This window comes from Micromonospora sp. NPDC049171 (assembly GCF_040648275.1).
GTDB lineage: Bacteria > Actinomycetota > Actinomycetes > Mycobacteriales > Micromonosporaceae > Micromonospora.
Genome location: NZ_JBEZDJ010000003.1, coordinates 108,432 through 134,552 on the forward strand (window position 1 = coordinate 108,432; position 26,121 = coordinate 134,552).

Genomic DNA, 26,121 nt, shown 5'->3' on the forward strand with positions numbered 1-26,121 from the left:
ATGCCTACTCTCTGGAGGGGTGGCATGGTCGACACGTACACGCGGATGCCCGACCTCGTCGAGGCCGCCGCCCGTGCCGGGGTGCCCCGGCTCGCTCCGCAGGCCGTCAGGTCGGGTCTGGGCGACGTTCTCCCGGCCGAGGCGAGCGCGGCCGGTGCCGGTTGGTGGCGCGGCGGGCGCCGCCCGCACGACCGCGTTTCCACAGCGGAGTGACCCGCGCCGACGGGCAGCCGCCCGCTGATCCGGTGACCCGGGGGCCCGCCGGGCCGCCAACCCCCCTGCTCTGGCTCTATCTGCAGGTCGTCGGGTTGGTGGGTGCCGTCGGTGTCGTGGTGGGCAGCATGTTCTTCCACGGCAACCGTCCCCTGGCGCAGCCCTACCGGGAGGCGGCGCTTCGCTGCATCAGGGCCTACGACGTCGACCTGAGCAAACCCGCCGAGTTCGATGCCACCCGGACGATGCAGTACCTGACCTGCATGTCCGACCCGGCCCGGGTGCAGGGGTTGGTGATGCTCACCGGTGGCGTCCTGGTGCTGGCCGGGCTGGCCCTGATCGTCGCACTGACCCCGGTGGTGGATCGGTGGCGGCTGCGCCGCCACCGACTCGCGAGCCCCGTCGCCGGTGCCGAGCAGCGGTTTGCCGAGCTCTGCGATCGGCAGGGCCTGCACGGCCTGCACGGCCGGCACCGGCCCGCACTGTTCGTGGCAGGGCCGTCGGTGCGGCAGGCGTTCACCACCGTCCGGCCCGGCGGCCGACCACTCGTGGTGCTGCCGGCCGCGGTGGCGGTGGCCTACCGGGATCCGGCGCGCTTCGACCCGGTCATGCAGCACGAGCTGGCGCACGTGCAAGGTCGGGACGTCCGGTGGGTCTCCGCCGTGCGTGGTCTGCTGTGGCTTGTCGTGCCGGCGGTGGCGGTGGCCAGTGTCTCCGAGATCCGCGCGGTGGGGCTGCCCGAGATCACGGTCGTCACGGCCATCCGGGCGCTGGTGCTGGTGCTGGTGAGCGCCCTCCTGCGGGCACTGGTGCTGCGACTGCGCGAACACGAGGCGGATCAGCAGGTCAGCCGGAGCGGTGACGCCACCGCGCTGGTCCGGCTGCTGGAGGCCGCCGCCGCGACCCGACCGCAGCACCCCGGGTGGCTGCGCCGACTGTTCGCCCGGCACCCGACGCCGCAGCGGCGGGCCGCCGCGCTGCGTGCCGGGCAGCGGGTGTCGGTGGATGGCCCGCTGCAGGCCGCGGTGACCGGGGCGGTGGCGGCGATCGTCGCGGGGGCGGCGGCCCCGGCGGCACTCACGTTGGCCTTCGACCGGGACCTCTCCGTGCTGTCGGCCGCTCTGGTCGGTGTGCTGCTCGGGTTCGGGCTGACCCCCGCGCTGCACCGCCGGGCGCTCACCGGTGCGCCGTCGCGGCGTTGGCTCCCGATCGTCGCGGCCGCCGCCGGCCTCGCCGTGGGCGGATTCGTCTTCCCCACCGGAACGGCCAGCGCCGGCACGTCGTTCCCCACCGGCACCAACAGCCTGGGCGTCAGCCTGTGGGGCGCGATCCTGTCCGCACTCGCCGGCATGGTCGCCGGCACCGCCTGCACCGTGCTGGCCGGGTTGGCGGCCCGCCGGGGCCCGGATCGGTTCACCCGCCTCCGGCGAGGGCTCACCTACCTGGCGGCCGCCGCGACCGTCACGGCGATCTGCTGGCCGTTGCCGAGGCTCGCCCCCGGCCTGGAATGGCCGGTTTCGATACGCACCTGGCTGGTCTACGCGCTGCCCGACGCGCCGTGGCCGTGGTTGGGCCTGGCCCTGCCGACGGCGGTCGTGGCCCTGATCGGCTGGCGTCGCCTCGCCACCCGCGCCGTCCTGTCCGTCGTGGCGGTGACCGGGCTGATCGGTGCGAGCCTCGCGTCGGCACAGGCGCTCACGCATCCACCGGCCACGCTGGACGCCGCGGTCGCCCTCCTCCAGCAACGAGGATGGATCTGCACCCTGGCCGGGTGGGCGGCACTCGTGGTGCTCGCCGTCGGACGCGGTGACCCCGGTGTGGGGAGGGCCCTCGTCGCCGGGGCGGGCGTCGCGGCGCTGACCGGCACCTCGCAGTTCGTGCACCAGGTCGTCTCCAGTCGTACCGTGGACGCGACACTGCTCCGGCTCTATGTCGGTGTGCCGGTGATCTGGTGGTTCTACCTCGCGGTGCTCACGACGCCCATCCTGATCGGGCTCTCCGCTCTCGCCGGACGGTTCGGCCAACGACCCGGCCCGATCGGACAGCCGGCCCGCCGGGATGGCACGCGAGCACGGGTGTGGCAGGTGCTCGCTCCGGTCACGGCGGCGCTCCTGGTCGGGGCCGCGGCGCTCGTCGGCCTGCCCGGTGGGCCGGTGCTGCTGCCCACCGCGACGCCGGCGACCACCGCCCCGGCGGTCGTGGGGGTGCCGTCACCGACCACCGTCGCTCCGAGCGCCAACGCCTCGCCGGGTACGCCGGCCGGTGCGGATCCGGGCCGGGTGCTCACCGCCGCGGAGGCGGGCGCCGCCGCCAGCGCGGTCCGGGCGAAACTGCCGGCGTTCTGGAAGCCAGAGCCGCAGCAGCAGGACACCGGTGAATCCCGAAGCGTCGTCAAGCCGGCGGCCTGCCGGCAGTTGGCCACTGACGACTTTCTGCGCCGGATCACGCCGGACAAACGGGTCGACGAGATTCGCGGCTTCGCCACCAGGAAGTCGCCGAGCAGCATCAGCGGGTCGACAGTCATCGTGATCGTCACCTCGTACGCCCACCCCGTGCCCGACACTCTTATCGACGAGGCCGAGGCCGCCCGCGCCGCCTGCACCCGGTTCACCGCCACCACCCCCGGTGGCTCACCTGTGCGGTTCACCGTGAGCGCCCAGCCGACGCCCCAGGTGGGAGAGGAGTCCTGGCGGGTACGGTACGACCTCGCGAGCGGCAGCGGCTCGAGCAAGATCACCGGTACCACCCTGTACAGCCTGGTCCGGCTCGGTCACAACCTCGTGGTGGTGCAACTGACCGCCATCGCGGAGCCGCCGGACGAGGCGGTGTTCGAAGCGGCGGTCTCTTCGACGGTGGCCGCCCTCAGCCGCTAGCGCCCCAATGGTGCGGGAGACGGCCGCAGTCCGGCCCAGGGCGCCAACGCCCTGGGCCGGATTGGTGTCACAGCTCGCGGTCTTGCCGATCAGGTGACGTTGATGTCGCTGCACCACATGTAGGTCTGGTCCAGGTGCGACGCCCTCCAGATCACGAAGAGGATGTGGTTCCCACTGCGTGACGGGAGCGAGACGTTGAACGAGATGTTCTGCGCCGGCGCGTAGCGCCCGGTCGTCGTGAGCAGGTCGAGGTTGCCCCACCCGAGTTGCTGGGTGGCGGGGTTGAACCCCTGCTTGGTGACGTAGACCTGGAAGTAGTCAGCGCCGTGGCTGGCCTGGTCGTACAGCTGAACCGTGAGGTTGCGGCTGACGTTCGTCCGCTTCCACGCACCGGGCTGGTTCACGCTGTTGTTCCTGGTCAGGCCGTTGCTGCACAGTTGCCCGTCCGGGGTGCGAGCCTGGAACTGACCGGCGAGGCCGTCCCGCAGCTGACTCATCCAGTTCCACATGGTGTCGGGGTTGGCCTGGAACGCCTGCCAGCACATGGGGTCCTGCTGCTGCATGGCCGGGTTCATGTGCTGACTGCCCCAGGTCTTCCAACACTGATAGGCACGACTCGCCGGGTTGATGATGGTGCCGTGGGCCTGGGCCGCCCCGGTGAAGGGCAGCGTGCCGATCACCATGGCGACCAGCAGGACGACCACCTGGAGGGGTCGGCGGACGGTTGACCGGGTTCGCCCGCCGGATAGATCGGACGTGTGTGAACGCACTGTTCATCCTCCGCTCTTCGGTACTAGAGATCACAATGGGAACGCTCCCAAACCAACTGTTACATCTATGAGCTTAGATATCAATACTGATCTATTTACGGTCTGATGTGGATCGAGGTGACCGGATCGCCGCAACGGCGTCCACCGCGGCACGCGGACGGTCCACACCTACCGCAGGGTCCGGTGCGCGAGCTGTCCAGCCTCTGGCTTCACCGGACACGACGGCGACGCCCGGCGGCCCGGCGTGGTCACATCCCGGCTGCGGCGTCGTACCGACGGCGCTGGTCGGCCATCTCCGACTCGGTCAGCGCCTCCCTGAGCGCCAACTCCTCGTACTTGTCCGGGAACATCTCCCGCAGCCGGTCGACGAACCTGACGTCGGCGGTCGCCTCGACCACCTGGATGCCTGGGGGGTCGGTGGACATGTCCATGATCACCGGGCCGGCCAGCTTGACCGCCACGTCCCAGGGGCGCTTCTGCTCGGCGACCCCGCAGAGGTGGAAGCCGTACACCGTCCGCACATCGGCGAGCGCGGTCACCTCGGCCGGCTCGTAGCCGTAGACGCGGACCCCACAGATCACCTGCGGCTTCACCTCCGCGGCGGCCGCCTGCTGGGCACCGTGTCCGGCGTGGTTGTGCTGCCCGGGGTCCGCCTGTTCGAGCGTGGTACGCATCCGGGCCGTGATCTGCCCCTGCAGATCCGCCGGCTCCGCCGCCGGGTCGGCCCGGTTGAGCAGTACGACCGCTCCGACCGACACCACCAGCAGAATCACCGCCACCCACACGAAGCGGTTTCGGTACCAACCCGCGAAACTCTCTCGGGAAATCATGACTGCTTCTCACCTCGTCGCCGGTACTGGTGGTTGGCAGACCGGATCGGACGTCCCCGGCAGGTCAGACGTCGAGCGCGTGGCCGCCGGCCGAGGGGTGCGTACGGCGGCCAGGGCTGCCTACCCGGGACATGCCCGCGGCCATGGGGAGGGCCCGGCGATGCGGCAGGCGAGCGCCTGCCAAGGCGGCGCGCTGCCGACACTGCGATGCTCCCGTGCTGGCCGTTCTCAGCGCGGTTGCCCCCGCGCTGCGGCGATGTGAGCCATTCCAACACGTTTGGATCCGTTCTGGCAACATCGACGAGCATCAGCGCGGGCCGCTCTCGACGCCAGCAGGGGTAACTCCACCAATTGATCATCGACCGAGCGTGGCCGGCCGCGAGACGGTCAGGGACAGACCGCCGGGAGCCGTGCTGTCGGTGCCGCAAGCAGCACGACCACCCAGACGAGCAGCTCCCCCGCCGACCGGAGGCAGCGACGCGGCAGGTTTGCCATTCGTGGGAGTCGATGTATCTTGGGAACGCTCCCAGATTGCCACCACCATTCCACCTGCTTGAGGAGCCCACACATGTCGCGACGGCGTTATCGCCCGGCCTCCGTTCTGGCCGGGCTGCTCGCTCTGGCCCTGTCTGTGTCTCTCCTGCCACCGTCGCCGGTGGCCGGTGCCGCCGCGGCCGGGCCATCCCATACCCGCGCCGCTCCACTCACCGAACTGACCGTGACATCCGAACAGGTGGCCTACGGTCTGCAGCGTCCCATCGCGCTCACCGGGCTGCCCGACGGCCGGATGCTGATCGCGGAGAAGAACGGCACCGTCCGCGCCTACCACCCCGACACCGGCCTGGCGGCCGAGCCGGTGCTCGACCTGAGCGCCCGGATCGACACCTCGGACAACGAGCGTGGGCTTCTCGGCATCACGCCCTCGCCGAGTTTCGCGCGGAACGGGATCCTCTACGTGGCCTACACGAGCCTGCCGGCCGGCGCGTTGACCCTGGCGCGGGTGCCCATCAGCGCTCCCGAGCGGTTGCAGGTCCTGCTCACCCAGGAGCACGCGGAGTACGGCAACCACAACGGCGGACAGGTAGCGTTCGGCCGCGACGGCTACCTCTACTGGTCCCTCGGCGACGGCGGCCACGCGAACGACCCGTTCAAGAGCGGTCAGAACCTCGGCACCCTGCTCGGCAAGATCCTGCGGATCGACGTCAACCGCAACTGCGGGGGGAAGCGCTACTGCGTACCCTCCGACAACCCGTTCGTGCGCACGCCGGGCGCGCGGCCGGAGATCTGGGTCTACGGGCTGCGCAACCCGTGGCGGTTCTCCGTCGACCCGGTCGACGGCTCACTGTGGATCGGTGATGTCGGCCAGGGCCTGGTCGAGGAGATCAACCACATCCGCCCGTCGCAGCGTGGGGCGAACCTCGGCTGGTCCTGCCGGGAGGGCACCCCCGTCTTCGACCAGACGCAGTGCCGCCCGGGCGTGCGGCTGACCGACCCGGTCTTCGAGTACGAGCACTACCTCACGGAGAACTGCTCGGTGACCGGCGGCGTGGTGTACCGAGGGTCCGAAACCCCGGAGGCCTGGGGGACCTACGTCGCGAGCGACTACTGCTCGACGCTCGCCTTCGCCGTGCGCCCCAAGTCCACCGGCGGCTACGAGTCCGCCACGATCGGCAACTTCCCCATCCAGCCGACCGCGATCGCCCCCGACGTGCACGGCGAGTTGTACGTGCTCAGTGACCTCCCGGGGTGGCTGAGCCGGGTGCGGTTCGAGCGGGTCCAGCCGGCCGCTGGCGGCGCGACGGTAAACGGCTGAGCCTCGGGCAACCCCTGCGCAGCCGCGATACCGCCGGGGACGGCCGCACGGATGCGGCCGTCCCCGATGGCGTTGTCACCACCGTGCGATGATCGGCGTGCTCGGGGCCGAGGAGCCGCCGCGGCCGGCAGAGGAGATCAGTCGTGGGATTCTTCGGCACCTACCTCCTCAGTGCGGGCCGGTGGACGACGCCGGAGCCCGGCGAACAGCCGCCCCCTGCGGAGCCGTGGCTGCCGGTCTGAGCTTCTGGTGGGCGCAGCAGCGTGGCGGGGCCAGCGCCACCGAGCGCGGCGCGAAGGAAGACGAGGTGGCCGCCCACCTCGCCGAGGATCTCGACCCGGCAGACATCGATCTCGACGACGATGACGACGACCTGGACGACGCCGACGTCTTCGTCGAGGTCAGGACGGCACGGTTTCTCGGGGCGCTGGACCTGCCGGTGCCGGACGACCTACCCCGCTGACCACCCCGCCTCCCACACCGGATCATTGAGCCGACGAACTCCCACCCACCAGCCTCGACCGCGGCGAACGCGCCGTCAGTCAGCGCGGTCGGAGACGTTCGCGCGGGCGGCGGCGTACCGTTCGCGGACTGCCGGCACGGCGTCCGCGTCGTACACCTCGACCTGCCCGATCGTCCACGCCGGCGGCCGCTGGTCGCCGGACAGCACCCAGGCCGCCTGGCGCGCGGCACCGTCCGCGACGTACTCCCCCAGTGGGGGGACGAGCACGGGGCAGCCGAAGACCGTGGGCGCGATCCGGCGGACCGCCTCCGAGCGGGCGCCGCCGCCGACCAGGATGATCCGGTTGACCGTCGTGCCCTGCGCGATCATCGCGTCCAGCCCATCGGCGAGTGCGCACAGAATGCCCTCCACCGCCGCACGTGCCAGGTGCGCGGGGGTCGAGGTCCGCAGGGTCAGGCCGTGTACGGCTCCGGTGGCGTGCGGGCGGTTGGGTGTGCGCTCGCCCTCCAGGTAGGGCACCAGGACCAGCCCGTCGGCGCCCGGCGGGGCGGACAGCGCCAGCGTGGACAGCGCCGCGTGGTCCACCCGCAGCATGGTCGCGGCCGCGTCCAGCACCCGGGCGGCGTTGAGCGTGCACACCACCGGAAGGAAACGGCCGGTGGTGTCGGCGAACCCGGCCACGATCCCGCTCGCGTCGGCGGCCGGCACATCAGAAACGGTGGACACGATGCCGGAGGTGCCGATCGACACGATGACGTCGCCCGACTCGGCGCCGACGCCCAGTGCCGCCGCGGCGCAGTCGCCTGCGCCGGGACCCAGCGGCGCGCCGGTGCGCAGGTGACCGGCCCGGCCGGTCGGCCCGAGCACCCGCGGCAGCAGCAGGCCATCGCGACCGAACGCCAACCGGATCAGGTCCGACCGGTACGCACCGGCCGCGGCCGACCAGTACCCGGTCCCGCTGGCGTCGCTGCGGTCGGTGCACAGCGCATCCAGCCCCGGCGCGCCGCCCAGACGCCAGGTCAGCCAGTCGTGCGGCAGACACACCGCAGCCGTACGGGCGGCGTTCTCGGGCTCGACCGAGGCCAGCCAGCGCAGTTTGCTGACGGTGAAGCTGGCCACCGGTACCAGGCCGACCGCCTCCGCCCAGGCTCGCCGCCCGGCCTCGCCCCCACCGAGATCCGAGATCAGGTCGGTGGCGGCGCCGGCCGAGCGGGTGTCGTTCCACAGCAACGCGTCCCGAACCACGGCGCCTTCGGCGTCCAGGCACACCATGCCCTGCTGCTGCCCGGCTACCGAAAGGGCCGCCACGTCGTCCAGACCGCCAGCCTGTGCGAGCGCGTCGGACAGCGAGGCCTCCCAGGCGGCCGGCGGCACAGCGGTGCCGTGCGGGTGCGGTGCGCGGCCCTCGCGCACCAACTCCCCGGTCTCGGCGTCGCGGATGACGACCTTGCACGACTGGGTCGACGAGTCGACCCCGGCGACGAGTGGCACCGTTCCTCCCGGGGTTGTCGATCACCGGCCAAATTTGTTCAACGGCTGAATTATTTGGCGGTACCACGGCGCTGTCAAGACTGTGGCGCGGCCGGCCGGCGGGGTCATCCAGACCCGGTACCGGCATCGCGGCGACGCCGGAGCCCTCATCGGCCCGGTCGCCACCGGGGGCGTTCCGCACGGGTATCCAACCGGAACGGAAGGTAGATCATCCGCGACGACGACCGTCCAGATCGGTCCAGGGAGCCGTTGCTCTGCCGATGACAAGTGGTTCGAGGTCGACAGTGAGTCTTGCCCGGTCATCCGCTGCACGCGCGGCATTGGTCGCGGCCGCTGTGGTCAGCGGGTGGTGCGGGCCGTAGCGGGCGGCCAGCAGGGTATGGGCCTGTTCATCGAGGCGTCTCGCCTGGTCGCTGTCATCCAGGGTGGCGGCGTGGTTCAGTTCCGCGGCCAACACGTACGGATGGCGCTCGTCGAGCCGTTCGCGGAGGCGCCCCACGCACTCCTCCAACACCCCGCGGGCACCCGTGCGGTCCCCGGCACCGATCAGGACGACACCCAGCGTGTTCGCGACCACCTGCGTGAGCGGATGGTCCTTCCCGTACGTGTTGCGGTACGCCGCGACCGCGGCAGTGGCCTGCCACTCCGCCTGGTGGCTGTCGCCCAGGGCAGAGCAGATGCAGGCCAGTTCCGCCGCGCAGGCGGCAGTCTCGGGGTGTTGCCGACCCAGTGTCGCCGCCCAGCGGTCGTGCGCGTGTGTGACCAGGAGGTGGGCCTGTTCGAGGTCTCCCAGACGCCGCAGGCTCAGCGCGAGGTTCCTGGCGACGCGCAGGCTCAGCGGATGGTCGGTGCCGAACTCGCTGCTGGCGATCTCCAGGGTCCGGGCCAACTGGCTGCGCGAGCCGTCGTAGTCGCCGAGCTCGCGCAGGTCGCGACCGTAGCTGTCCTCGCTCAGCAGTGTCGCCGCGTGCCGCGGACCGAGGCTACGCAGTCTGCGGCCGTAAGTGTCCCAGTCCCTCTCGGTCGCCTCGGTGTGCTCGCCGAGGAGCAGCAGAGCGACGGCCAGGTCGTGGCTGGCCGCAAGGGTCTGCGGATCGTTGACGCCGCCGGTCGACAGGCGCTTCTCCCACGTGTCGCGCGCCACCTCCACGGCGCGCTGGAAGTCGCCGGACAGGTCGGGGCGGTCCTCCGGCGCGCCTTCGGCGGACAGCCGTCCGACGATGGCTCGGGTGGCGGCAAGCTGCTCGTCGGGCATCATCTCCTGGATGACGCGCCGCACGAGATCATGCGTGCTGACCGTGGCGGCGTCGGTGTCGATCCGCACCAGGCCGAGCCGGGCGATGTCGCGAATCAACGCCGCGGTGGAGCCTTCGAGGTCGGGTTCGTACCTGTCGAGTTCGTCCAGGAACACCGGCGACGACAGCGCGCGAATGGGAATCGTCTCCTGCTCGAAGCAGGCGATGAGTTCCAACAGTCGGTAGGCGGCCGGCCGCTGCGCACGAAGACGCTGAGCCGTCAGCCCCAACGTGGACGAGACCCCGTGGCGGGTCGGCATGCTGTCGAGGCGCTCCAGAAACTCCGGCACCGGCGTGGCCGTGGTGGCGAGCAACGACCCGGCAAGGCTCACCGCAAGCGGATGGTCGCCGAGGCGTTCGGCGATCGTCGCGGCGTCGCTCGGCGCGAGGCCAGGCACTTGGCGCGTGATCAGTGTGACGGACTCGGCCCGGTCGAATCCGGCGAGGTCCAGGACGTCGGTTTCGTCCCGCCAGGCCGCGCTGCGCGAGGTGATCAGCACGCTGCCGGGGCCACGGGGCAGGAACTGTCGCAGGGTCTCCGGGTCGTCCACGTTGTCGAATACGACGAGCCAGTGGTCAGTCCGCCCGAGGTGATCCAGAAGGTTGCCCGTGAGGCCGAGCGCCGCTTCGAGCTGCGCGAGCTGAGCCGGGATGGATCGGGAATCGTCGGTCGACACCCACCAGACGAGCCGGTACGCGGAGGCGAAGCGGTGGGCGTACTCCTTCGCCAGCTCGGTCTTGCCGGTGCCGGCCATGCCCTGGACCACCGCGGTGCCGTGCTCGGCCAATCGTTCGTACAGCGCCTCCAGAATCGTGCCTCGGCCGACGAATTCGAGGTTGCGCGGCGGTACCTGCCACACCTCCGGCGCAACGGTGGGCATTCGGGGCAGGGCTCCCGGGACGCGACGAACCGGGTTCGGCGGTTGCAGTGCGGCGAACAGCGCCTCACGTGCCGGGCCCTCGGACATGCCGACCAGGTCGATGGAGGGAATGGCGGCGAAGGCGCGCGGTGGTCGGACCGCGCCGACCCGGATCGGCAGCAGATACGGGGCGGGCCCGTGCGGCGGTCGCTCGCCTCCGACGCGCCCGACATCGGCAGCTTCCGGGGCGTCCAGGTAGTCGCGTGTCAACACCACCACCATCCGGTCGGCGTCAATCATCGCCGCCCTCCAGTCGCGGACCTCGAACAGGGTGCTGGGCTGACCTGCCGACTCCAACTCGGCGCGTATCCACTCGGCCCACATCCGGTCTGACGCCGCGTAGCTGATCGTCAATGCCATCGATGCGGATCGCGTCGGGTAGCGGGTGAAGTCGGCCAGCCAGCGGAGGCGATCCCGGTCATCCATGGGCGGAAGCTTCAGACGGGTGCCGGTTATCTCGCTGGTGAGCCGCTCGTACGCCGCGAGCAGCGAGCTTCTCACCCCGGGCACGTCGCCGAAGGCCGCCAGGATCTCCTCGTAGGCGTAGAACGGCTTGTAGGGAATTTCCATCTCGGCCCAGTATCGGTCGAGGTCGGCGCGGCCCGACGACGTGAGCATCGGGTCGAATCGCGCTCGGGCGTAGACACGGCCGGCCTCGGCCTTCGCCCGCTCGCCGTCCTCGACGCGCATCGGCACCGGGAACATCCGCACCGGATCACCTGGCCGTTGCTGGCTGATCGACCGGGCGACGGCGACAGCGCCCTCGACGCTCGTCTCGCTGATCGTGAAGCAGTTGACCACCGCGTCGGGGAGCTGGACGGTGGCGATACCGGCAAAGTCACCCAGGCCCGTTCGGCTGTCGATCAGCACGAAGTCGTAGCTGCGGCGCAGGTGCGCCCTGAGGGCCTCGAAGAGGGCGTACCCGTTGAGCCGTTCGTAGAAGGAGCTCCAGTCGAACGTGGCCACGGATCTCGAGTACGCGGCGTCCTGCCGCCCGGGTGGGATGAGGTCGATCAGGCCGTTGTCCGGAAAGGCCCAGCCGAGCCTGAGGGCGTAGGAACTGACGTCGGCCGACGCCTCCGCCACCGCGGCGAGGTCGTCAGCTGTCTCCATCCTTGTCGCGGCGAACGTGCGAAGCATGTCGATCAGGCCAGGCGACGTCCTCAGCGCCTGATCGGGTAGGAACGGTCGGTAGTACCGGTGCAGGCTTGGCGACTCCAGATCCCAGTCGAGCACGGCGACGCGGTAGCCGTTGCTCGCGAGGATCCAGGCGACGTTCGCCAGTGCCATCGTCCGGCCGGTGCCGCCCTTGTACGAGTAGAAGGTAATGATCTGCCCGGATCCCGTCGCCTCCCCGGACCGGGAGGCGCCGCCGTCCACCAGGCTCCTGCCGCCGACGCGGAACAGTCCCTCTTCGATACGGTCGCGACCGCTCCGGCCGGGCCTGGCTGCCGGGTCGAGCGCGATGCGCATGGCCGGCAACCGGCTGGCGAGCGTGTCGTCCATCGCGAGCAGCTGACGGACCAGCGGCTCGGCGTCGTTGTCGTCGAGTTCGAGCAGCGCCGTCACCGCCGCCGCCCGCGAATCGAGTTCACGGTTTTCGTCGGCGGACAGCCCGCGCAACCAATCGAGCTGATCGGCGGCGGCGACCCGAAGCAGCGCACGGGCCGCCTGTAACCGCAGGTCGACCCGCAGGGCACTGTCGACGCAGCAGCCGCGCAGCGCCGTGGTTCCCGACGGGTCGCCCGCATCGGCGAGTTCGAGCGCGACCGCCAGCCGGTATCCCGGCTCGCTGTGGCCTTCGGTGAGGGCTCGGCGGTACGCGAACGCCTGGAGATGGCTCGGCGCCGAGGCCGCCTCGGCGTCGGTGGAACGAGCACCGGCCCGCTCCGGCGCGGCCCGCTGCACCCAGTGGCGGACACTGCCGGGCAACGACGGGTCCGCGACGAGCGACTGGACGCTGCCCGAGGTCACGGCTGCCTCGTCGAGTGCGTCCGCGACCAGCAACCGCACCCAGGGCCGCGCCGCGACGTCCGCGACGATCGCACGCAGCGCGGCGACGACATCCTCGTCACGGCAGAGCGCGATCAGCACCCGCAGCGCCTCGGGTGCGGTCGGATCCTCGGCCGCGAGCTGGGCGAGCAGGGCATCGATGACCCGGCGACGCAGTGGCCCGGCGACGTCGATGCCCTCGGCGAGGATCTCGCCGGCGATGGCGACGTCGGTGTCCTGACTGTTCAGGAGCGTCTCGACGAGTGGGTCCGCCGGTACGTACTGTCGACGACCGAGCACGAACAACGCCAGGTTGCGCCGGTTGGGGGCCCGCACGTCAGCCAGCCACGCGGCTTCGTCGAAGTGCCTCGCCCGCTCACCGGCAGCGAGGAACTCCGCCAGACTGCGGTGGGTGAAGGCGAGGCCCGAGCCTCGTTCGACGAGCACGGACGTGCTGGTCAGCATCGCGCGGACGTGCCGGTCCCAGTCGGGGACCGCGTCGAGCGTGTCCGGCGACGCGTGGTCACGCACCCAGGTACGGGCCTGTTCGACAAGCGACAGCGTGTCGTTGGTCAACTGCGCGTCAGCGAGGTGCTCGACCAGGTTCTTCAGCTGCCTGTCGAGCCAGGTCCAGAACTGCCGGCCGGGATCGCCGTAGCGCTCGAATTCGGCACGGATCCGGTCGCGCTGTTCGACGGCCGCCGGCCTGCCAGCGAGCAGATGACGGACGAACTCCGCGTACAGTTCGGTGCGACTACTCGGTAGCGGTCGTTGCTGATCATGCTCGAAGACCAGCGCCGCGATGGTGGCCAGGAGCGGCACCTCGACGACGGCGCCAAGCCGGGCCGCCGCGATCGCACGGAGATACCGCTGCGCGGCCGCAGCGCCGTCACCGCTCTCGGTCCGCGCCGCGAACCACCTCTCGGCAAACGTCTCCAGGTCGGTGGAATCGAATCGGCGCAGCGCGAACTCCGCCACGGAACGGCCCTTGACCTCGGCCAACTCGCCGAAGAGCAGCGGACGGGTGGCCACCAGGAACCGTTGCGCCGGATCTGACTGGTGCAACCAGCCCGCGATTCGAATGACCACGTCCGAGCGGTCGTTGCCGCTCAGCACCTCGTCGACCCCGTCGATGAGGATCAACCACCGGGTGCCGGGCAGCGGGGGCACCGTGAAGTTCACGGCGTCGACGTCGAGCCGGCTCCCCTGCCGGTGGGCCCTCGCCAAGGCGTCGGGAAGGCGGCTGTCGACCAGAGCGGTGGCCGGCACCGCGACCGGCACGACCGGCCCGAACGGCGCACGGCTGAGCCGGGTGCCGCGCTTGGCGTCGAGCCACCACCGCGACTGCAGGTGCTGGATGAGAGCCACCATCGTGGACTTACCCATGCCCGGCTCGGCCACAACCAGGGCGTTGTCGGGGCGGTCCAGCAGCTGCGGAACGGTCAGCACCGCGGGCTGCGCCTCGCCGGTGAGGTCGGCCGGCGTCATGGCCCGCTGCTCGACGTAGATCTTCGGCAGGGCCGGTGCGTGGCCAGAGAAGAACTGGTACCTGTGCGTCGCCGCGTCCTCCCACTGCGCGGTCAGCAGCGCACGCAGCGGATGCTGATCGGCGAGCAGTGGCCGGCGGCGGTCGACGAGATGCATCGCCGTGGAGGCAGCCCCGAGGGCCAGCGCTGCCACGGACATCGGCACCACGAGCCCGAACGTCCTACCCCCGAGGAAGTGGAGCGCGGCGACGAGGAGCGCGAGCAGCCCGCAGACAACGCTGACCCACAGCCAGCGTGACGGTGCGGCGACCGCGCTGCGCCTGGGTGACGCCGTCCGGGCGTGCAGAAGGACGAGGACCACGCTGAGTACGCCTGCTGCCGCCCCGACGATGGAGCCAAGGTGATCGGCGAACTCCAGCCACGCCGGCCCACTCATGCCCAGAGGTTAGCGTGGATGACCTCCCCCGGGATCGACCTGACGGATGGCGCACCACGGCCAACGGATACGTGTCACCGACAATCCCTCGCGAACAGACACCGAGCTGCGTCGCGTTACCCACACCTAACCGAACGACCATCCTCTCGCCGCGCGAATACAATCCGGAGCCGGAGAACCGTAAGTCAGATGCACTCATCCCCACACTGGAGGTTCCATGCCCAAGGGCTACTGGGTCAGCGTCTACCGCACCATTTCCGACCCGGAGAAGCTGGCTGCCTACAACAAGCTGGCCGGTCCGGCAGCCAGGGCCGGGGGCGGGCAGACCCTCGTCCGTGGCGGCCGAGTCGCCGCCTACGACGCCGGGATCGCCGAACGTACCGTCCTGGTCGAGTTCGACAGCTTCGAAAAGGCCGTCGCGACATACGAGAGTGCGGCCTACCAGGAGGCGCTGGTCGCCCTCTCCGACGGCGTCGAACGTGACTTCCGCATCGTCGAAGGCGTCGACTGACCGACGCCCAATGCTGGCCGGGAGCCGGGGTAGGGCCTACCCCACCGGCGACCTTCCCGCTCACTGGATGTCATCCGGACAGGCCACTTCCTAGGGTCACAGGAGAGTTGTCTCACACTGCTCCTGTCCGTTCCGGAGGTAGTCACGTGAATCCTTCCATCGAAGACCCGACCGTCGAGAATCGAGCGCCCGGGACGCTCTCCCGGATCGTCGACGTCGACGCCCTGCGCGCCGTGGCGCTGCTATTCATCCTGATCGTCAACATCGCCTACTTCGCCTCCGGCTATTCCTTCCAGCTCATTCCGGATCCCACGCACGACTCGTGGAGCGACCACTCGGTCCGGTTTCTGGTCGAGATGTTCCTCGCGATGAAGGCGTACCTGCTCTTCTCCTTTCTGTTCGGCTACAGCTTCACGCTCCAGCTCGACTCCGCCGCGCGGCGCGGCGTCGACTTCGCTCCACGGTTCCGGCGCCGGCTGGCCGGGCTCTTCGTGCTCGGCATCCTGCACGCGGTGCTGCTGTTCCAGGGCGACATCCTGACCACGTACGCGTTGCTCGGCCTGGTCCTGCTCGCCATGCGGCGAGTCAGCGTCGGGACCGCGCTGCGCACCGCCGTGCTGGTGACCTGTGGGATCGGCTTCGTCCTCGCGCTCGCCGCCACGGCCGGGACCCAGTTGGTGACCGATCCGGCGACCGCACTCGCGGCGGGGCAGCGGTCCACCGAGGCACTACAGGGCGGGCTGGGCTCCGTGATCGCCGAGCACGTACGTCAGCTGCCGGCGATGTTCGGCGCCCTCCTCGTGCAGGGGCCGCTCGCCCTCTCGGCCTTCCTCTTCGGTTACGCGGCCGGACGGCGGCGGCTCCTCACCAACGTCGCCGGGAACCGGCAGCTCCTGCGTCGGGTACAGCAGGTGGGCTATCCGGTCGGCCTGGCCGGTGGGGTGATCTTCGCATCGGGCGGCGGCACCGCCAACCTGACCGGCCTGACGGCGGGTGTGCTCACCGCGCCGCTGCTCGCGGCCGCGTACGCCGCCAGCCTGCTCCAGTTCTTCCAGACCGACCGGGGGCGCCGGGTCGTCGCCGTGCTCGCCCCGGCGGGTCGGATGTCCCTGTCGAACTACCTGGGTCAGTCGCTGCTCTGCGTGCTGGTCTTCACCGGTGTCGGGCTGGGACTCGCCGGTACCGTCGCGCCCCTGGGCGTCGTCCTCATCGCGGTGGCGATCTACGGTGTGCAGGTCGCCCTCAGCGCGGTGTGGATGGCCCGGTTCCGGTACGGCCCGATGGAGTGGCTGTTGCGGGCCTGGACCGAGCAGCGGTGGCCACGCCTGCGGGCCGGGGACCCGGCATGACGGGTCCCGGTGGGGCGGCCTGCCGCCCCGGTGCCGGCTCGGCCGGATCTCCGCCGGTCGTCGTCTGGGCCCGCCGCAGGCCGGCCAGGGGCTTTGACACAGACCCTAGGCCCGAGGCGAGTCCCCTCCCGGCCGTCGGGAACGCGTCCGCGCACGTCTCCGGCGCCACAGCAGGAGGGCGACCCCGAGGACGACGACGCCGAGGACGGCGTTCACGGGCGTCGGCCATGGGCCCCGCCGCGGGCGGCCGGCGGTCCGGACGGTCAGGTCGGGCAGCAGACCGGTGGCGAGGTGCAGGTCGAACAGCTGGCAGGGCTGGGTGCCCAGTTCGCAGCTGTGGCCAGTGTCGAAGCGGGACATCGTCCGGCGGTTGCCGGAGTCGAGTCGCACCTCCGCCAATGACGCGTGACCGGCGTCGTTGGTGGCCGCGACGACCACACTGCCCGCAGAGCGCCAGCCGAGCAGTTGCACGACGTCCGTGACCGGTGCCGGTGGTGTGTCGGCGCCCGTGAGAGGCAGGAACTCGACGTTGCCGACCTTCCACAGGAAGGTGCCATGGCCGGTGTCGCCGCCGGTGGTGCCGTTGAACGGCCCGTCGTAGAGCCATGGCACGGTGGCGAGGAACCTGCCGTCCGGCGACCAGGCGACGTTGGCGGCCAGCTCGCGTCCGGCCGTGATCTGGACGCTGCCGTACTCGTGGCCGTCGATGTCGATCAGGTGGGCCGCCTGGCCGACCTGTACGGCGAGCCGGCGGCTGTCCGGGGCGAACGACGCCGTCCAGGCCGGTTTGATCGCCGGCACCTCGGTGCTGCGTCCGGTCGACAGGTCGAGCAGCCGCAGCGTGCCGATGCGGGCCACCTCGGCCTCGACGACGTTGACGGTGCCGAACTCGCCGGAGCCGGTGAGGGGCGCGGCGCTGTATGCGACGTGGCGACCGTCGGGGGACCAGGCGAGCAGCCGTACCCCGACCGGGTCGCCGAGCGGGATCGACCGGCGCCTGCCGGTGGTCAGGTCGACGAGGACCAGGTCGCCGGTCGCGCCACGTTCGTCGCCGGTCAGTACGCGGGTGCCGTCCGGGGCGAGCAGCGCCGACGGTCGGTCCCGCTGCTCCATGGCGTCGACGCGCCGGTACGTGTCCCGGTGGGCCCCGACGACAAGTGACTGGAACATGTTGAACGCCTCGCCGTTGCCGTAGCCGTACAGAGCGATCGCCCGGCCGGGTGGACCCGACGTGACGGTGCTGGTGAGCATCGAGTACCCGGCGAAGCGGTCCGGCAGGCTTGGCTTCGTCGACGGGGCTGCTGTCTGGAGGGGAAGCTGAACGCCGGGCACGACCAGGACGGCCAGGAGGAGCACCACGACCATCCCTACCGCCGCGATGCCGATCCGCTGGCGCCGAACCGAGCGGCGGCCCCGGGTGAGCACGGCGTCCAGGTAGCCGGGTGGCAACGGCGGAGGATCATCCGGCAGGGTGGCGAAGAGTTCTCTCATGGGATGTCCGAGCCTCCCGGCACGTAGTTCGGCAGCAGGCGGCGCAGCGCCGCGATGGCATACGAGGTCTGGCTCTTGACGGTCCCGGTCGAGCAGCCCAGCACCGCCGCCGTCTGACCGACGTCCAGGTCCTCCCAGTACCGCAGGACCAGCACCGCGCGCTGCCCGCGGGACAGCTTCGTGAGCGCGGCCAGCAGGTCGACGTGGTGTTCGGCGCCGGACAGCGGCACTGTCGAGGGCCCGACCACGTCGGCCACGAGCCGGACCCGCCGGCTCCAGGACCGCTCCCGCTCGGCCAGGTAGGCATGGACCAGCATCGCCCGGACGTAGGCGTCGAGCGAGTCCGCTGCCGACGCCTTTCGCCAATGCCGGTACAGCGCGACGAGGCACTCCTGCACCAGGTCGTCAGCGGCCCACCACTGTCCGCACAGTCGGTACGCCAGCCGCCGCAGCCACGGCATGCGTGCCTGCACGTACTCGACGTACTCTCGTTCACTCCGCAACCCGGCCTCCCCGCAATACTAGGAGTGGCCCGAGCCCCCTATCGGTTGTGGCCGTTTGTGAACGACGCCGCGCGGCCAGCCGCATCCAGGCTCATCCGAGCCTCGCCGCACTCCGCTCGGCCGGGACGGCTACACGGCGATGAGAGTGCACCGCCACGACGGGCTAGGGTGGCCGGGTGGAAGCGCCCGGAAAGTTGCTGGCGATCAGCGACCTGCACGTGTCATATGCGGACAATCGCCGGTTCGTCGCGGACGAACTGCGGCCCGAATCCAGCGCGGACTGGCTGCTGGTGGCCGGTGACATCGGTGAGATGGCGGCCGACGTCGAGTGGGCGCTCGAACTCCTCAGCAAGCGCTTCGCGACAGTGGTGTGGGCGCCCGGCAACCACGAGCTGTGGACGACGAAGGACGATCCCGTGCAGCTGCGCGGCGAGGAGCGTTACCGGCACCTGGTGTCGGTGTGCCGGCGGCTGGGCGTGCACACACCCGAGGACCCCTACCCGGTGTGGCGTGGGGCGGGCGGGCCGGTCACTGTCGCACCGCTGTTCGTGCTCTACGACTACAGCTTCCGGCCGGCCGGCGCGCGGACCAAGGAGGAGGGCCTGAAGCTGGCGTACGACGCCGGCGTGGTCTGCACCGACGAGTTCATGCTGCATCCGGACCCGTACCCGAGCCGGGACGCGTGGTGCCACCGGCGGGTCGTGGAGACCGAGGCCCGCCTCGCCGCCTGCGACCCCGGCCTGCCGACCGTACTTGTCAATCACTTCCCGCTGGTCCGGGAGCCGACCCGGGTGCTGCACTACCCGGAGTTCGCGCAGTGGTGCGGCACCGACCGGACAGCGGAGTGGCACCTGCGCTACCGGGCCGCCGCGGTGGTGTACGGCCACCTGCACATTCCGCGTGTCACCTGGCACGGCGGGGTGCCGCACACCGAGGTCTCGGTCGGTTATCCGCGCGAGTGGGGCCGGCGGGGCTCGCGCCCGCCGGGGCCGCGGCAGATCCTGCCCCGGAGCTGACCGCTCACTTCTCCTTCCGTACTCGCCGTGGATGGGCGTGGACGTGCAGCCCCGGCGGCAGGTCGGTGCGGCGGCTCACCCGCAGCTTGCGGTAGACCCGGGTCAGGTGCTGCTCGACCGTGCTGACGGTGAGGTGCAGCTGACCGGCGATCTCCCGGTTGCTGTGGCCGAGGGCGGCCAGCGCCGCGACCCGTCGTTCGGCCCGGCTGAGCATCGTGCCCGGATGGGCCTCCGGGGCCCGGCTGGACGCCGGCGACCGCTGCGGCAGCATCGGCACCCCGCACTCGATGCCGAGTTGCTGGGCGAGCTGGCGCACCAGCTCGGCCCGCCGGGTCTCCCCGGTGCGGTCCAGGGCCACGCTCAGATCGGCGTACGCGTAGGCCAGCTCCAGCCGGTCGCCGGCGGCCTTGAGCAGACTTGTCGCCTCGCTCAGGAGCGCCGGTCGCATCGCCTCGTCGCTGACCGCGGCGAGGATCCGCAGCGACATGCCGCGGGTACGCAGGTGCCCGGGGCGCAGCCGGGCCAGCTGATCCTGCACCAGGGCCCGCGCCTGGCCGGTGCGGCCCTGGGCGGCGTAGGCCCGGGCGACAGCGGTCCGCCAGGGGATCAGCGCCGGCAGGTCGAGCTGCCACCTGATCAGCAGCGTGCCGCAGGTCTCGATGTCCGAGAGTGCCGCCTCCGGATCCCCGCCGGCCAGCTGGTACAGGCCCCGCGCGTAGAGATAGTGCGGCCCGAGCGGCGTCTCGAACATCGCCGCCGGCACCGGGATGTTGAGCTGACCCGCCGCGAGCCGGAAGTCGGCGGCCTCGGTCGCCGCCCGCAGCAGCGTGCTCAGCGGCACCCCGACCAGGATGCCCCAGCTCCTCGGCGGCAGCAGCGTCAGCGCGGCCCGGGCCTGTGACTCGGCGCCGCGCAGGTCGCCCCGGCGCAGCGAGACCTCGGCCCGGATCGCGGTCAGGATCGCCCGCCAGGTCTGCGCCCGCGCCGGGGTGGCCGCGGCCAGCAGGCGGTCACACCAGACCGCGGCCATGTCGAGCCGGTCGCTGAGCAGCAGCGAGGTGAGCGTCATCGTGGATCCGGCGATCATCGCGCCGTCCCAGTGGCTGCGCTGGAGCAGTTGCAGGGCGAGCTGCACCGTCGAGCCGTCCGGGCCGTCCTCCAGCACCGTCCACAGTGACTTGAGGACCTGCCGCATCGAGGCCGCGGCCGGATGCATCGCCGATCCGCTCGCGCAACCGCGCAGCGCGTCGGTGTGCCCGGGGAACGCGAACGCCGGGAGTTGGCGGGTGTCCTGCCGGGTCGGGTCGGCTCCGGTCGGGTCGGCGTGCCGGCCGTCGAGGTCGGCCATCAGGCGCAGCGCCTCGTCGAGACGGCCGTACCAGAGCAGGTAGCGGGCAACGGCGACGGTGTCGGATTCGTCGAGCAGACCCTGGTGGGCGTACGAGAGCGCGTCGTCGAGGTATCGGATCGCGCCGTTGGGGTCGATCCGCCACGCCGCGCGCAACAGCATCGACGCGATGGTCGCGCGGTGTCGTTCGTCCCCGGCGCCGGCCGCCAGCCGCAGGTAGGCGAACGCGTCCTCGGTGTCGCCCCCGGCGGTGAGGATGTGCTCGGCCGCCTCGCGCAGCACCGGCGCCATCCAGGGCGCGCCGATCCGCTCGGTGGCGGCGATGTGCCGGGCGACGTGCCCGGCCCGGGCTCCCTCGCGGCGCAGTACGGCCGCCGCCTGCTCGTGGACGTCGGCGCGTTCGGCCGGGTCCATGTCGTCGAGCACCGCCGCGGCGACCCGCGGGTGCCGGAACCAGCACGCGTCCAGCAGCGCCGCGCGCTCGAGTTCGGCGAGCGCGCGCCGGGCGACGTCGGCCGGCATGTCGAGCATGTGACCGATCCGCTCCGCGGGCGCGGGCTCGCCGAGCACCGCCAGGCACTGCGCGGTACGCCGCATCAGGGTGTCGCCGCGGTGCAGGCAGGACACCACGGCCCGTTCGAAGGCCCGGCCGGGAACCGGCTCGACCGGATCGCCGGGCGCGCCGAAGCGGACGTCGTGGGCGAGGGCCCGGACCAGCAGCGGATTGCCGCCGGTCAGCGCGTACGAGGCCGGCGCGAGCACGGTGGCGCGCTCGTCGTCCAGCAGTTCACCGAGCAGACCGGCCACGCCCTCGGCGGACAGCGGCCCGACGCTTATCGACACGCATCCCGGACGGCGGCTCAACTCGGCCGCGAGCAGCGGATGGCCCGGCCGGACCAGCAGCCCCTCGGTGACGACGACCAGCACCCGGGCGGTCTCGGCACGTCGCGCGAGCTGCGCCAGGAAGAGCAGCGAGGGTACGTCGGCGTACTGGACGTCGTCGATGCCGATCACCAGCGGTTCGTGCTCGGCGAGCGCCAGCAGGCGTTGGGTGAGTCCACGCAGGACCGGGGCGAGCGCCTCCTCGAGCGCCTCCGGCTCACCGTCGTGCAGGACCGCGGCCAGTACGCCGTCGTCGAGCATGCGGCCGGACTCCGCCGCCTCGACGCCGGCTTGGCGGGTGGCACGGAACAACTGGGCGACCGTGCCCAGCGGCAGCCGCCGCTCGGTGCGCGAGGCGTTCGCCTCGATGTAGCGGGCGCCCGACTCGACCGCCGTCTTACCGAAGGCGTGCAGCAGCGCGGTCTTGCCGCCGGCCAGCGGGCCGCTGACGACGACGACCCGGCCGTGTCCGCGGACGCAACTCCGGTAGGCATCCTCCAACGTCAGCAGTTGCTCTCGACGTTCGCTCAGTGACATGTTCCGGGCCCCCCGCAGCACATGGTTCGAATGTCGAATCCAATTTGACGCGAATCACTCCGCTTTCTGCGGCACGTTCCCCGCATCGGGTACTCCGGAGATCCTATCCGCGAGATCGGAAAACCCTTGGGTAACTTCTGATTCGGTCCACGCGGAGGACCTCAGGAATTGTTGCCCAATACAACGAATGCATATCTGCGGCTTTTGCCGTCGACCTCGCATTTGGGTGGTTATCCGGTAGGGCGGGGAATCCACCGGTCGCTACTCGGGACGGTGTGGCTGCACCAGCTCGACCAGGACGCCGCCCGCCGAGCGCGGGTGCACGAAGTTGACCAGGGAGCCGGCCGTGCCCGTCCGCGGGGCCTCGTACAGCAGTTGTGCTCCCCGTTCCCGCAACAGCTCGCTCGCCGCCTCGATGTCGGCGACCTCGTAGGCCACCTGCTGCACGCCGGGGCCGCGCCGGTCGAGGAACCGCGCGATCGGTGACTGCTCGGAGAGCGGCGCCAGCAACTGCACGCGCGCGCCACCCGGCCCGCCGACCTCCAGCATTGCCTCCTGAACCCCCTGTTCCTGGTTTTCCTCGCGGTGTACGCAGCGCATGCCGAAGACGTCGGCGTAATAGGCGATCGCCTGGTCCAGGTCCGCCACCGCGACACCGACATGGTCGATGCCGCGCAGGCCCAGGGCGTTGTCGTTCTGGTACGGCATCAGGTGTGGCCTTTCGTGGGTTGAGGGAAAGCGATCCGGGGGTACGAGCAGGGCGGCGAGCCGTTCCGCGGCGTCGGCCGGGCCGAGCTGACCGGCCCGGACCGCCCGTTCCAGCGACGTGCTGGCGGCGGCCAGGACCGGATGGGTGCTGACCAGATCCTGGACGGTGGCGTGCAGCACCGTTCGCATGCGCGCCACCGCCTGCTCCCGGCGGCGCCCGGCGAGCGCACCGGAGGCGGCCAGGCCGTCGTGGTGGCCGCGGACCCGCTCCCAGACCTCGGCGATGCCGGATCCGTCGCGGGCGCTGCAGGTCAACACCGGCGGAGTGGTCCGGCCGGCCGAATGCGGCAACAGCCGGCGAGCCCCGGCGATCTCCCGCGCGGCGCGCCGGGCGGCGTCGGCGCCCGGCCCGTCGGCCTTGTTGACGGCGATCACGTCGGCGCGTTCCAGGACGCCCATCTTGATGCCCTGGATGTCGTCGCCGGTGCCGGCCACGGCCAGCAGCAGGAAGGTGTCCACCAGGTCGGCGACGAGCGTCTCGGCCTGGCCGACGCCGACGGTCTCCACGATCACCACGTCGTACCCGGCCGCCTCCACCACGGCGATCGCGTGCTGGGTGCTGCGGGCGACCCCGCCCAGGGCGCCGGCGCTCGGGGTGGGCCGCACGTAGGCCGCCGGGTCGGCGGCCAGCCGCGCCATCCGGGTCCGGTCACCGAGGATGCTGCCGCCGGTGCGTTCCGACGACGGGTCCACAGCGAGCACCGCGACCCGGTGCCCGGCGCCGGTCAGGTGGGCGCCGAGCGCGTCGATGAACGTGGACTTGCCCGCGCCGGGCACACCTGTCACGCCGACCCGGTGCGCGCGGCCGGGGCGTGCGGACAACAGCTCGAGCAACCGCCGGGCGGCGTCGCGGTCGGCCGCTCGCGCCGACTCGACGAGGGTGATCGCGCGCGCCACCGCGACCCGCTGCCCGGCCAGCACCCCGGCGGCGTACGCGTCGGCGTCCACCGCGCGGCGGGTCACCGGAGATCGCCACCCGCGACGTCGCCGGTCCGGTGGCCGAGCCGAGCCGCCAGGTCCGCCACCAGCGTCATCGCCGCCTCGGCCAGCACGGTGCCGGGCACGAAGATCGCCGCGGCGCCGGCCGCGCGCAGCGGCTCGTGGTCGTCCGCCGGGATCACCCCGCCCACCACGATCATGATGTCCGGTCCGCCCAGTTCGACGAGCTCACGGCGCAACTCGGGCACCAGCGCGAGATGCCCGGCGGCGAGCGAGCTGACCCCGACGATGTGCACGTCGGCGTCGACGGCCTGGCGGGCCACCTCGGCCGGGGTCTGGAACAGCGGTCCGATGTCGACGTCGAAGCCGAGGTCGGCGAACGCGGTGGCCACCACCTTCTGGCCCCGGTCGTGGCCGTCCTGACCGACCTTGGCGATCAGGATGCGGGGGCGGCGACCCTCGGCGCGCGCGAACGCGTCGGTCGCGGCCCTTGCGGCGTCGACCGCGCCGGTGTCGCCGGCCTCCGACCGGTACACCCCGGACACGGTACGGATCCGCGCGACGTGCCGGCCGTACACCCGCTCGAGCGCGTCGGACATCTCGCCGACCGTGGCGCCGGCGCGGGCGGCGTCGACCGCCCGGGCGAGCAGGTTGTCCGAGAGCCCCGGGCCACGCGCGCCGGACTCGGCCCGGCCGGCGGCGCCGGTGAGAGCGGCCAGGGCGGCGGTGCAGGAGGCGTTGTCACGCTGCTCGCGCAGGGTGGCGAGGTGTGCGATCTGCTGGCGGCGGACCGCAGAGTTGTCGACCTTGCGGACCTCGATCTGCTCCTCGGTCTCCGGCCGGTACCTGTTCACTCCGATGATCGGCTGCCGGCCCGAGTCGATGCGGGCCTGGGCGCGGGCGGCCGCCTCCTCGATGCGCAACTTGGGCAGTCCCTCGTCGATGGCCGCGGCCATGCCGCCGGCGGCCTCCACCTCGGCCAGGTGCTCCGCCGCCCGGGCGGCCAGGTCGTGGGTGAGCCGCTCCACGTACGCGCTGCCTCCCCACGGGTCGATGACGCGGGCGGTGCCGGACTCCTGTTGCAGCAGCAACTGCGTGTTGCGGGCGATCCGGGCGGAGAACTCGGTGGGCAGCGCCAGCGCCTCGTCCAGCGCGTTGGTGTGCAGCGACTGGGTGTGCCCCTGGGTCGCGGCCATCGCCTCCACGCACGTCCGTACCACGTTGTTGAACACGTCCTGCGCGGTCAGCGACCAACCGGACGTCTGACAGTGCGCGCGCAGGCTCAGCGACCGGGGATCGGTGGCGCCGAACCCGCCCACCAGCCGGGCCCACAGCAGCCGGGCGGCGCGCAGCTTCGCCACCTCCATGAAGAAGGGCATGCCGACGCCCCAGAAGAACGACAGGCGGGGTGCGAACGCGTCCACCTCCAGCCCGGCACGGCGACCGGCGCGCAGGTATTCCACCCCGTCGGCCAGCGTGTAGGCCAGTTCAAGGTCGGCAGTGGCACCGGCCTCCTGCATGTGGTAGCCGGAGATGGAGATCGAGTTGAACTTCGGCATGCGCGCCGCGGTGTAGGCGAACACGTCCGAGATGATCTGCATGGACGGGCCGGGCGGGTGGATGTAGGTGTTGCGGACCATGAACTCCTTGAGGATGTCGTTCTGAATGGTCCCGGCCAGCTTCTCCGGCGGTACGCCCTGCTCCTCCCCCGCCACGATGTAGAGGGCCAGGATCGGCAGCACCGCGCCGTTCATCGTCATCGACACACTGGTCCGGTCCAGTGGGATGCCGTCGAACAGCTGCCGCATGTCCAGGATGGAGTCGATGGCGACTCCGGCCATGCCGACGTCACCGGCCACCCGCGGGTGGTCCGAGTCGTAGCCGCGGTGGGTGGCCAGGTCGAAGGCGACGGACAGGCCCTTCTGCCCGGCGGCGAGATTGCGGCGGTAGAACGCGTTCGACTCCTCCGCGGTGGAGAAGCCGGCGTACTGCCGGATCGTCCACGGCTGGGTGGTGTACATCGTCGGGTACGGTCCGCGCAGGTACGGTGGCAGGCCCGGCATGGTGGCCAGGTCCAGGCCGTCGAGGTCGGCGGCGGCGTACGCGCCGCGCACCGTGATCCCCTCCGGGGTCAGCCACCCGCCACCGTCCGCGGCCACCGTCACCGGCGCCGGCCGGTCGCCGAGCACCAGGC

General features: G+C 71.6%; 16 protein-coding genes and 1 pseudogene. 7 read left to right on the forward strand and 10 right to left on the reverse strand.

Annotated elements, in window-relative coordinates; all coding sequences use genetic code 11:
* Positions 1–24 precede the first annotated feature (24 nt).
* Complete coding sequence (locus tag AB0B14_RS05310; RefSeq protein WP_357064938.1) at positions 25–213, forward strand: hypothetical protein; 189 nt, start codon at positions 25–27, stop codon at positions 211–213.
* Positions 214–245: 32 nt separating this feature from the next.
* On the forward strand, positions 246–3,086 hold the full coding sequence (locus AB0B14_RS05315) for a M48 family metalloprotease (protein WP_357521437.1): 2,841 nt from the start codon (positions 246–248) through the stop codon (positions 3,084–3,086).
* An 89-nt stretch (positions 3,087–3,175) separates the two neighbouring features.
* On the opposite strand, the gene AB0B14_RS05320 is transcribed toward AB0B14_RS05315, so the two are convergent.
* Both AB0B14_RS05320 and AB0B14_RS05325 read right to left on the reverse strand, forming a co-directional pair.
* On the reverse strand, positions 3,176–3,856 hold the full coding sequence (locus AB0B14_RS05320; RefSeq protein ID WP_357064934.1) for a lytic polysaccharide monooxygenase: 681 nt from the start codon (positions 3,854–3,856) through the stop codon (positions 3,176–3,178).
* Positions 3,857–4,104: 248 nt separating this feature from the next.
* Positions 4,105–4,686 (reverse strand): hypothetical protein, encoded by a 582-nt coding sequence (locus AB0B14_RS05325; protein ID WP_357521439.1) that lies wholly within the window; start codon positions 4,684–4,686, stop codon positions 4,105–4,107.
* Between the two features lie 568 nt (positions 4,687–5,254).
* On the opposite strand from AB0B14_RS05325, the gene AB0B14_RS05330 reads away from it, so the two are divergent.
* Both AB0B14_RS05330 and AB0B14_RS05335 read left to right on the forward strand, forming a co-directional pair.
* Positions 5,255–6,499 carry a PQQ-dependent sugar dehydrogenase gene (locus AB0B14_RS05330; protein ID WP_357064930.1) on the forward strand — a complete coding sequence of 415 codons (1,245 nt, stop codon included), beginning with the start codon at positions 5,255–5,257 and terminating at the stop codon, positions 6,497–6,499.
* Positions 6,500–6,725: 226 nt separating this feature from the next.
* A complete protein-coding gene (locus AB0B14_RS05335; RefSeq protein WP_357064929.1) occupies positions 6,726–6,962 on the forward strand; it encodes a hypothetical protein in 237 nt (78 codons plus the stop codon).
* A gap of 75 nt (positions 6,963–7,037) precedes the next feature.
* Here AB0B14_RS05335 and AB0B14_RS05340 read toward each other — a convergent pair whose 3' ends face one another.
* Positions 7,038–8,453, reverse strand: a complete 1,416-nt coding sequence (locus tag AB0B14_RS05340) for an FGGY-family carbohydrate kinase (protein ID WP_357521441.1) — start codon at positions 8,451–8,453, stop codon at positions 7,038–7,040.
* 208 nt (positions 8,454–8,661) lie between these two features.
* Positions 8,662–14,583 carry an FxSxx-COOH system tetratricopeptide repeat protein gene (fxsT, locus tag AB0B14_RS05345; protein WP_357521443.1) on the reverse strand — a complete coding sequence of 1,974 codons (5,922 nt, stop codon included), beginning with the start codon at positions 14,581–14,583 and terminating at the stop codon, positions 8,662–8,664.
* Between the two features lie 217 nt (positions 14,584–14,800).
* On the opposite strand from fxsT, the gene AB0B14_RS05350 reads away from it, so the two are divergent.
* Positions 14,801–15,094: a DUF1330 domain-containing protein gene (locus AB0B14_RS05350; protein WP_357521445.1), complete on the forward strand. Its 294-nt coding sequence runs from the start codon at positions 14,801–14,803 to the stop codon at positions 15,092–15,094.
* A gap of 146 nt (positions 15,095–15,240) precedes the next feature.
* Positions 15,241–16,443 (forward strand): DUF418 domain-containing protein, encoded by a 1,203-nt coding sequence (locus AB0B14_RS05355; RefSeq protein WP_357521447.1) that lies wholly within the window; start codon positions 15,241–15,243, stop codon positions 16,441–16,443.
* A gap of 105 nt (positions 16,444–16,548) precedes the next feature.
* On the opposite strand, the gene AB0B14_RS05360 is transcribed toward AB0B14_RS05355, so the two are convergent.
* Entirely contained in the window at positions 16,549–17,934 is a 1,386-nt protein-coding gene (locus AB0B14_RS05360) for a hypothetical protein (protein WP_357521449.1), read from the reverse strand.
* Positions 17,931–18,437, reverse strand: coding sequence for a SigE family RNA polymerase sigma factor (locus AB0B14_RS05365; protein WP_357064919.1), 507 nt, complete (start codon positions 18,435–18,437; stop codon positions 17,931–17,933). Before AB0B14_RS05365 ends, AB0B14_RS05360 begins: the two co-directional genes overlap by 4 nt.
* A 176-nt stretch (positions 18,438–18,613) precedes the next feature.
* Between AB0B14_RS05365 and AB0B14_RS05370 the strand changes: the two genes are divergently transcribed.
* Positions 18,614–19,453, forward strand: a complete 840-nt coding sequence (locus tag AB0B14_RS05370) for a metallophosphoesterase (RefSeq protein WP_357064917.1) — start codon at positions 18,614–18,616, stop codon at positions 19,451–19,453.
* A gap of 4 nt (positions 19,454–19,457) precedes the next feature.
* Here AB0B14_RS05370 and AB0B14_RS05375 read toward each other — a convergent pair whose 3' ends face one another.
* The 4 genes and pseudogenes from AB0B14_RS05375 to scpA form a co-directional block, all read right to left on the reverse strand.
* A complete protein-coding gene (locus tag AB0B14_RS05375) occupies positions 19,458–22,220 on the reverse strand; it encodes an AAA family ATPase (RefSeq protein ID WP_357521451.1) in 2,763 nt (920 codons plus the stop codon).
* 261 nt (positions 22,221–22,481) lie between these two features.
* Positions 22,482–22,928, reverse strand: a complete 447-nt coding sequence (gene mce, locus AB0B14_RS05380) for a methylmalonyl-CoA epimerase (RefSeq protein ID WP_357064979.1) — start codon at positions 22,926–22,928, stop codon at positions 22,482–22,484.
* A 60-nt stretch (positions 22,929–22,988) separates the two neighbouring features.
* Positions 22,989–23,951, reverse strand: a pseudogene (meaB, locus tag AB0B14_RS05385) (methylmalonyl Co-A mutase-associated GTPase MeaB); the annotation flags it as partial.
* The gene (gene scpA, locus AB0B14_RS05390; RefSeq protein WP_357064977.1) at positions 23,948–26,086 is read right to left on the reverse strand and encodes a methylmalonyl-CoA mutase; all 2,139 of its coding nucleotides are present in this window, start codon (positions 26,084–26,086) and stop codon (positions 23,948–23,950) included. The gene scpA and the pseudogene meaB, both read right to left, overlap by 4 nt.
* Between the last annotated feature and the right edge of the window lie 35 nt (positions 26,087–26,121).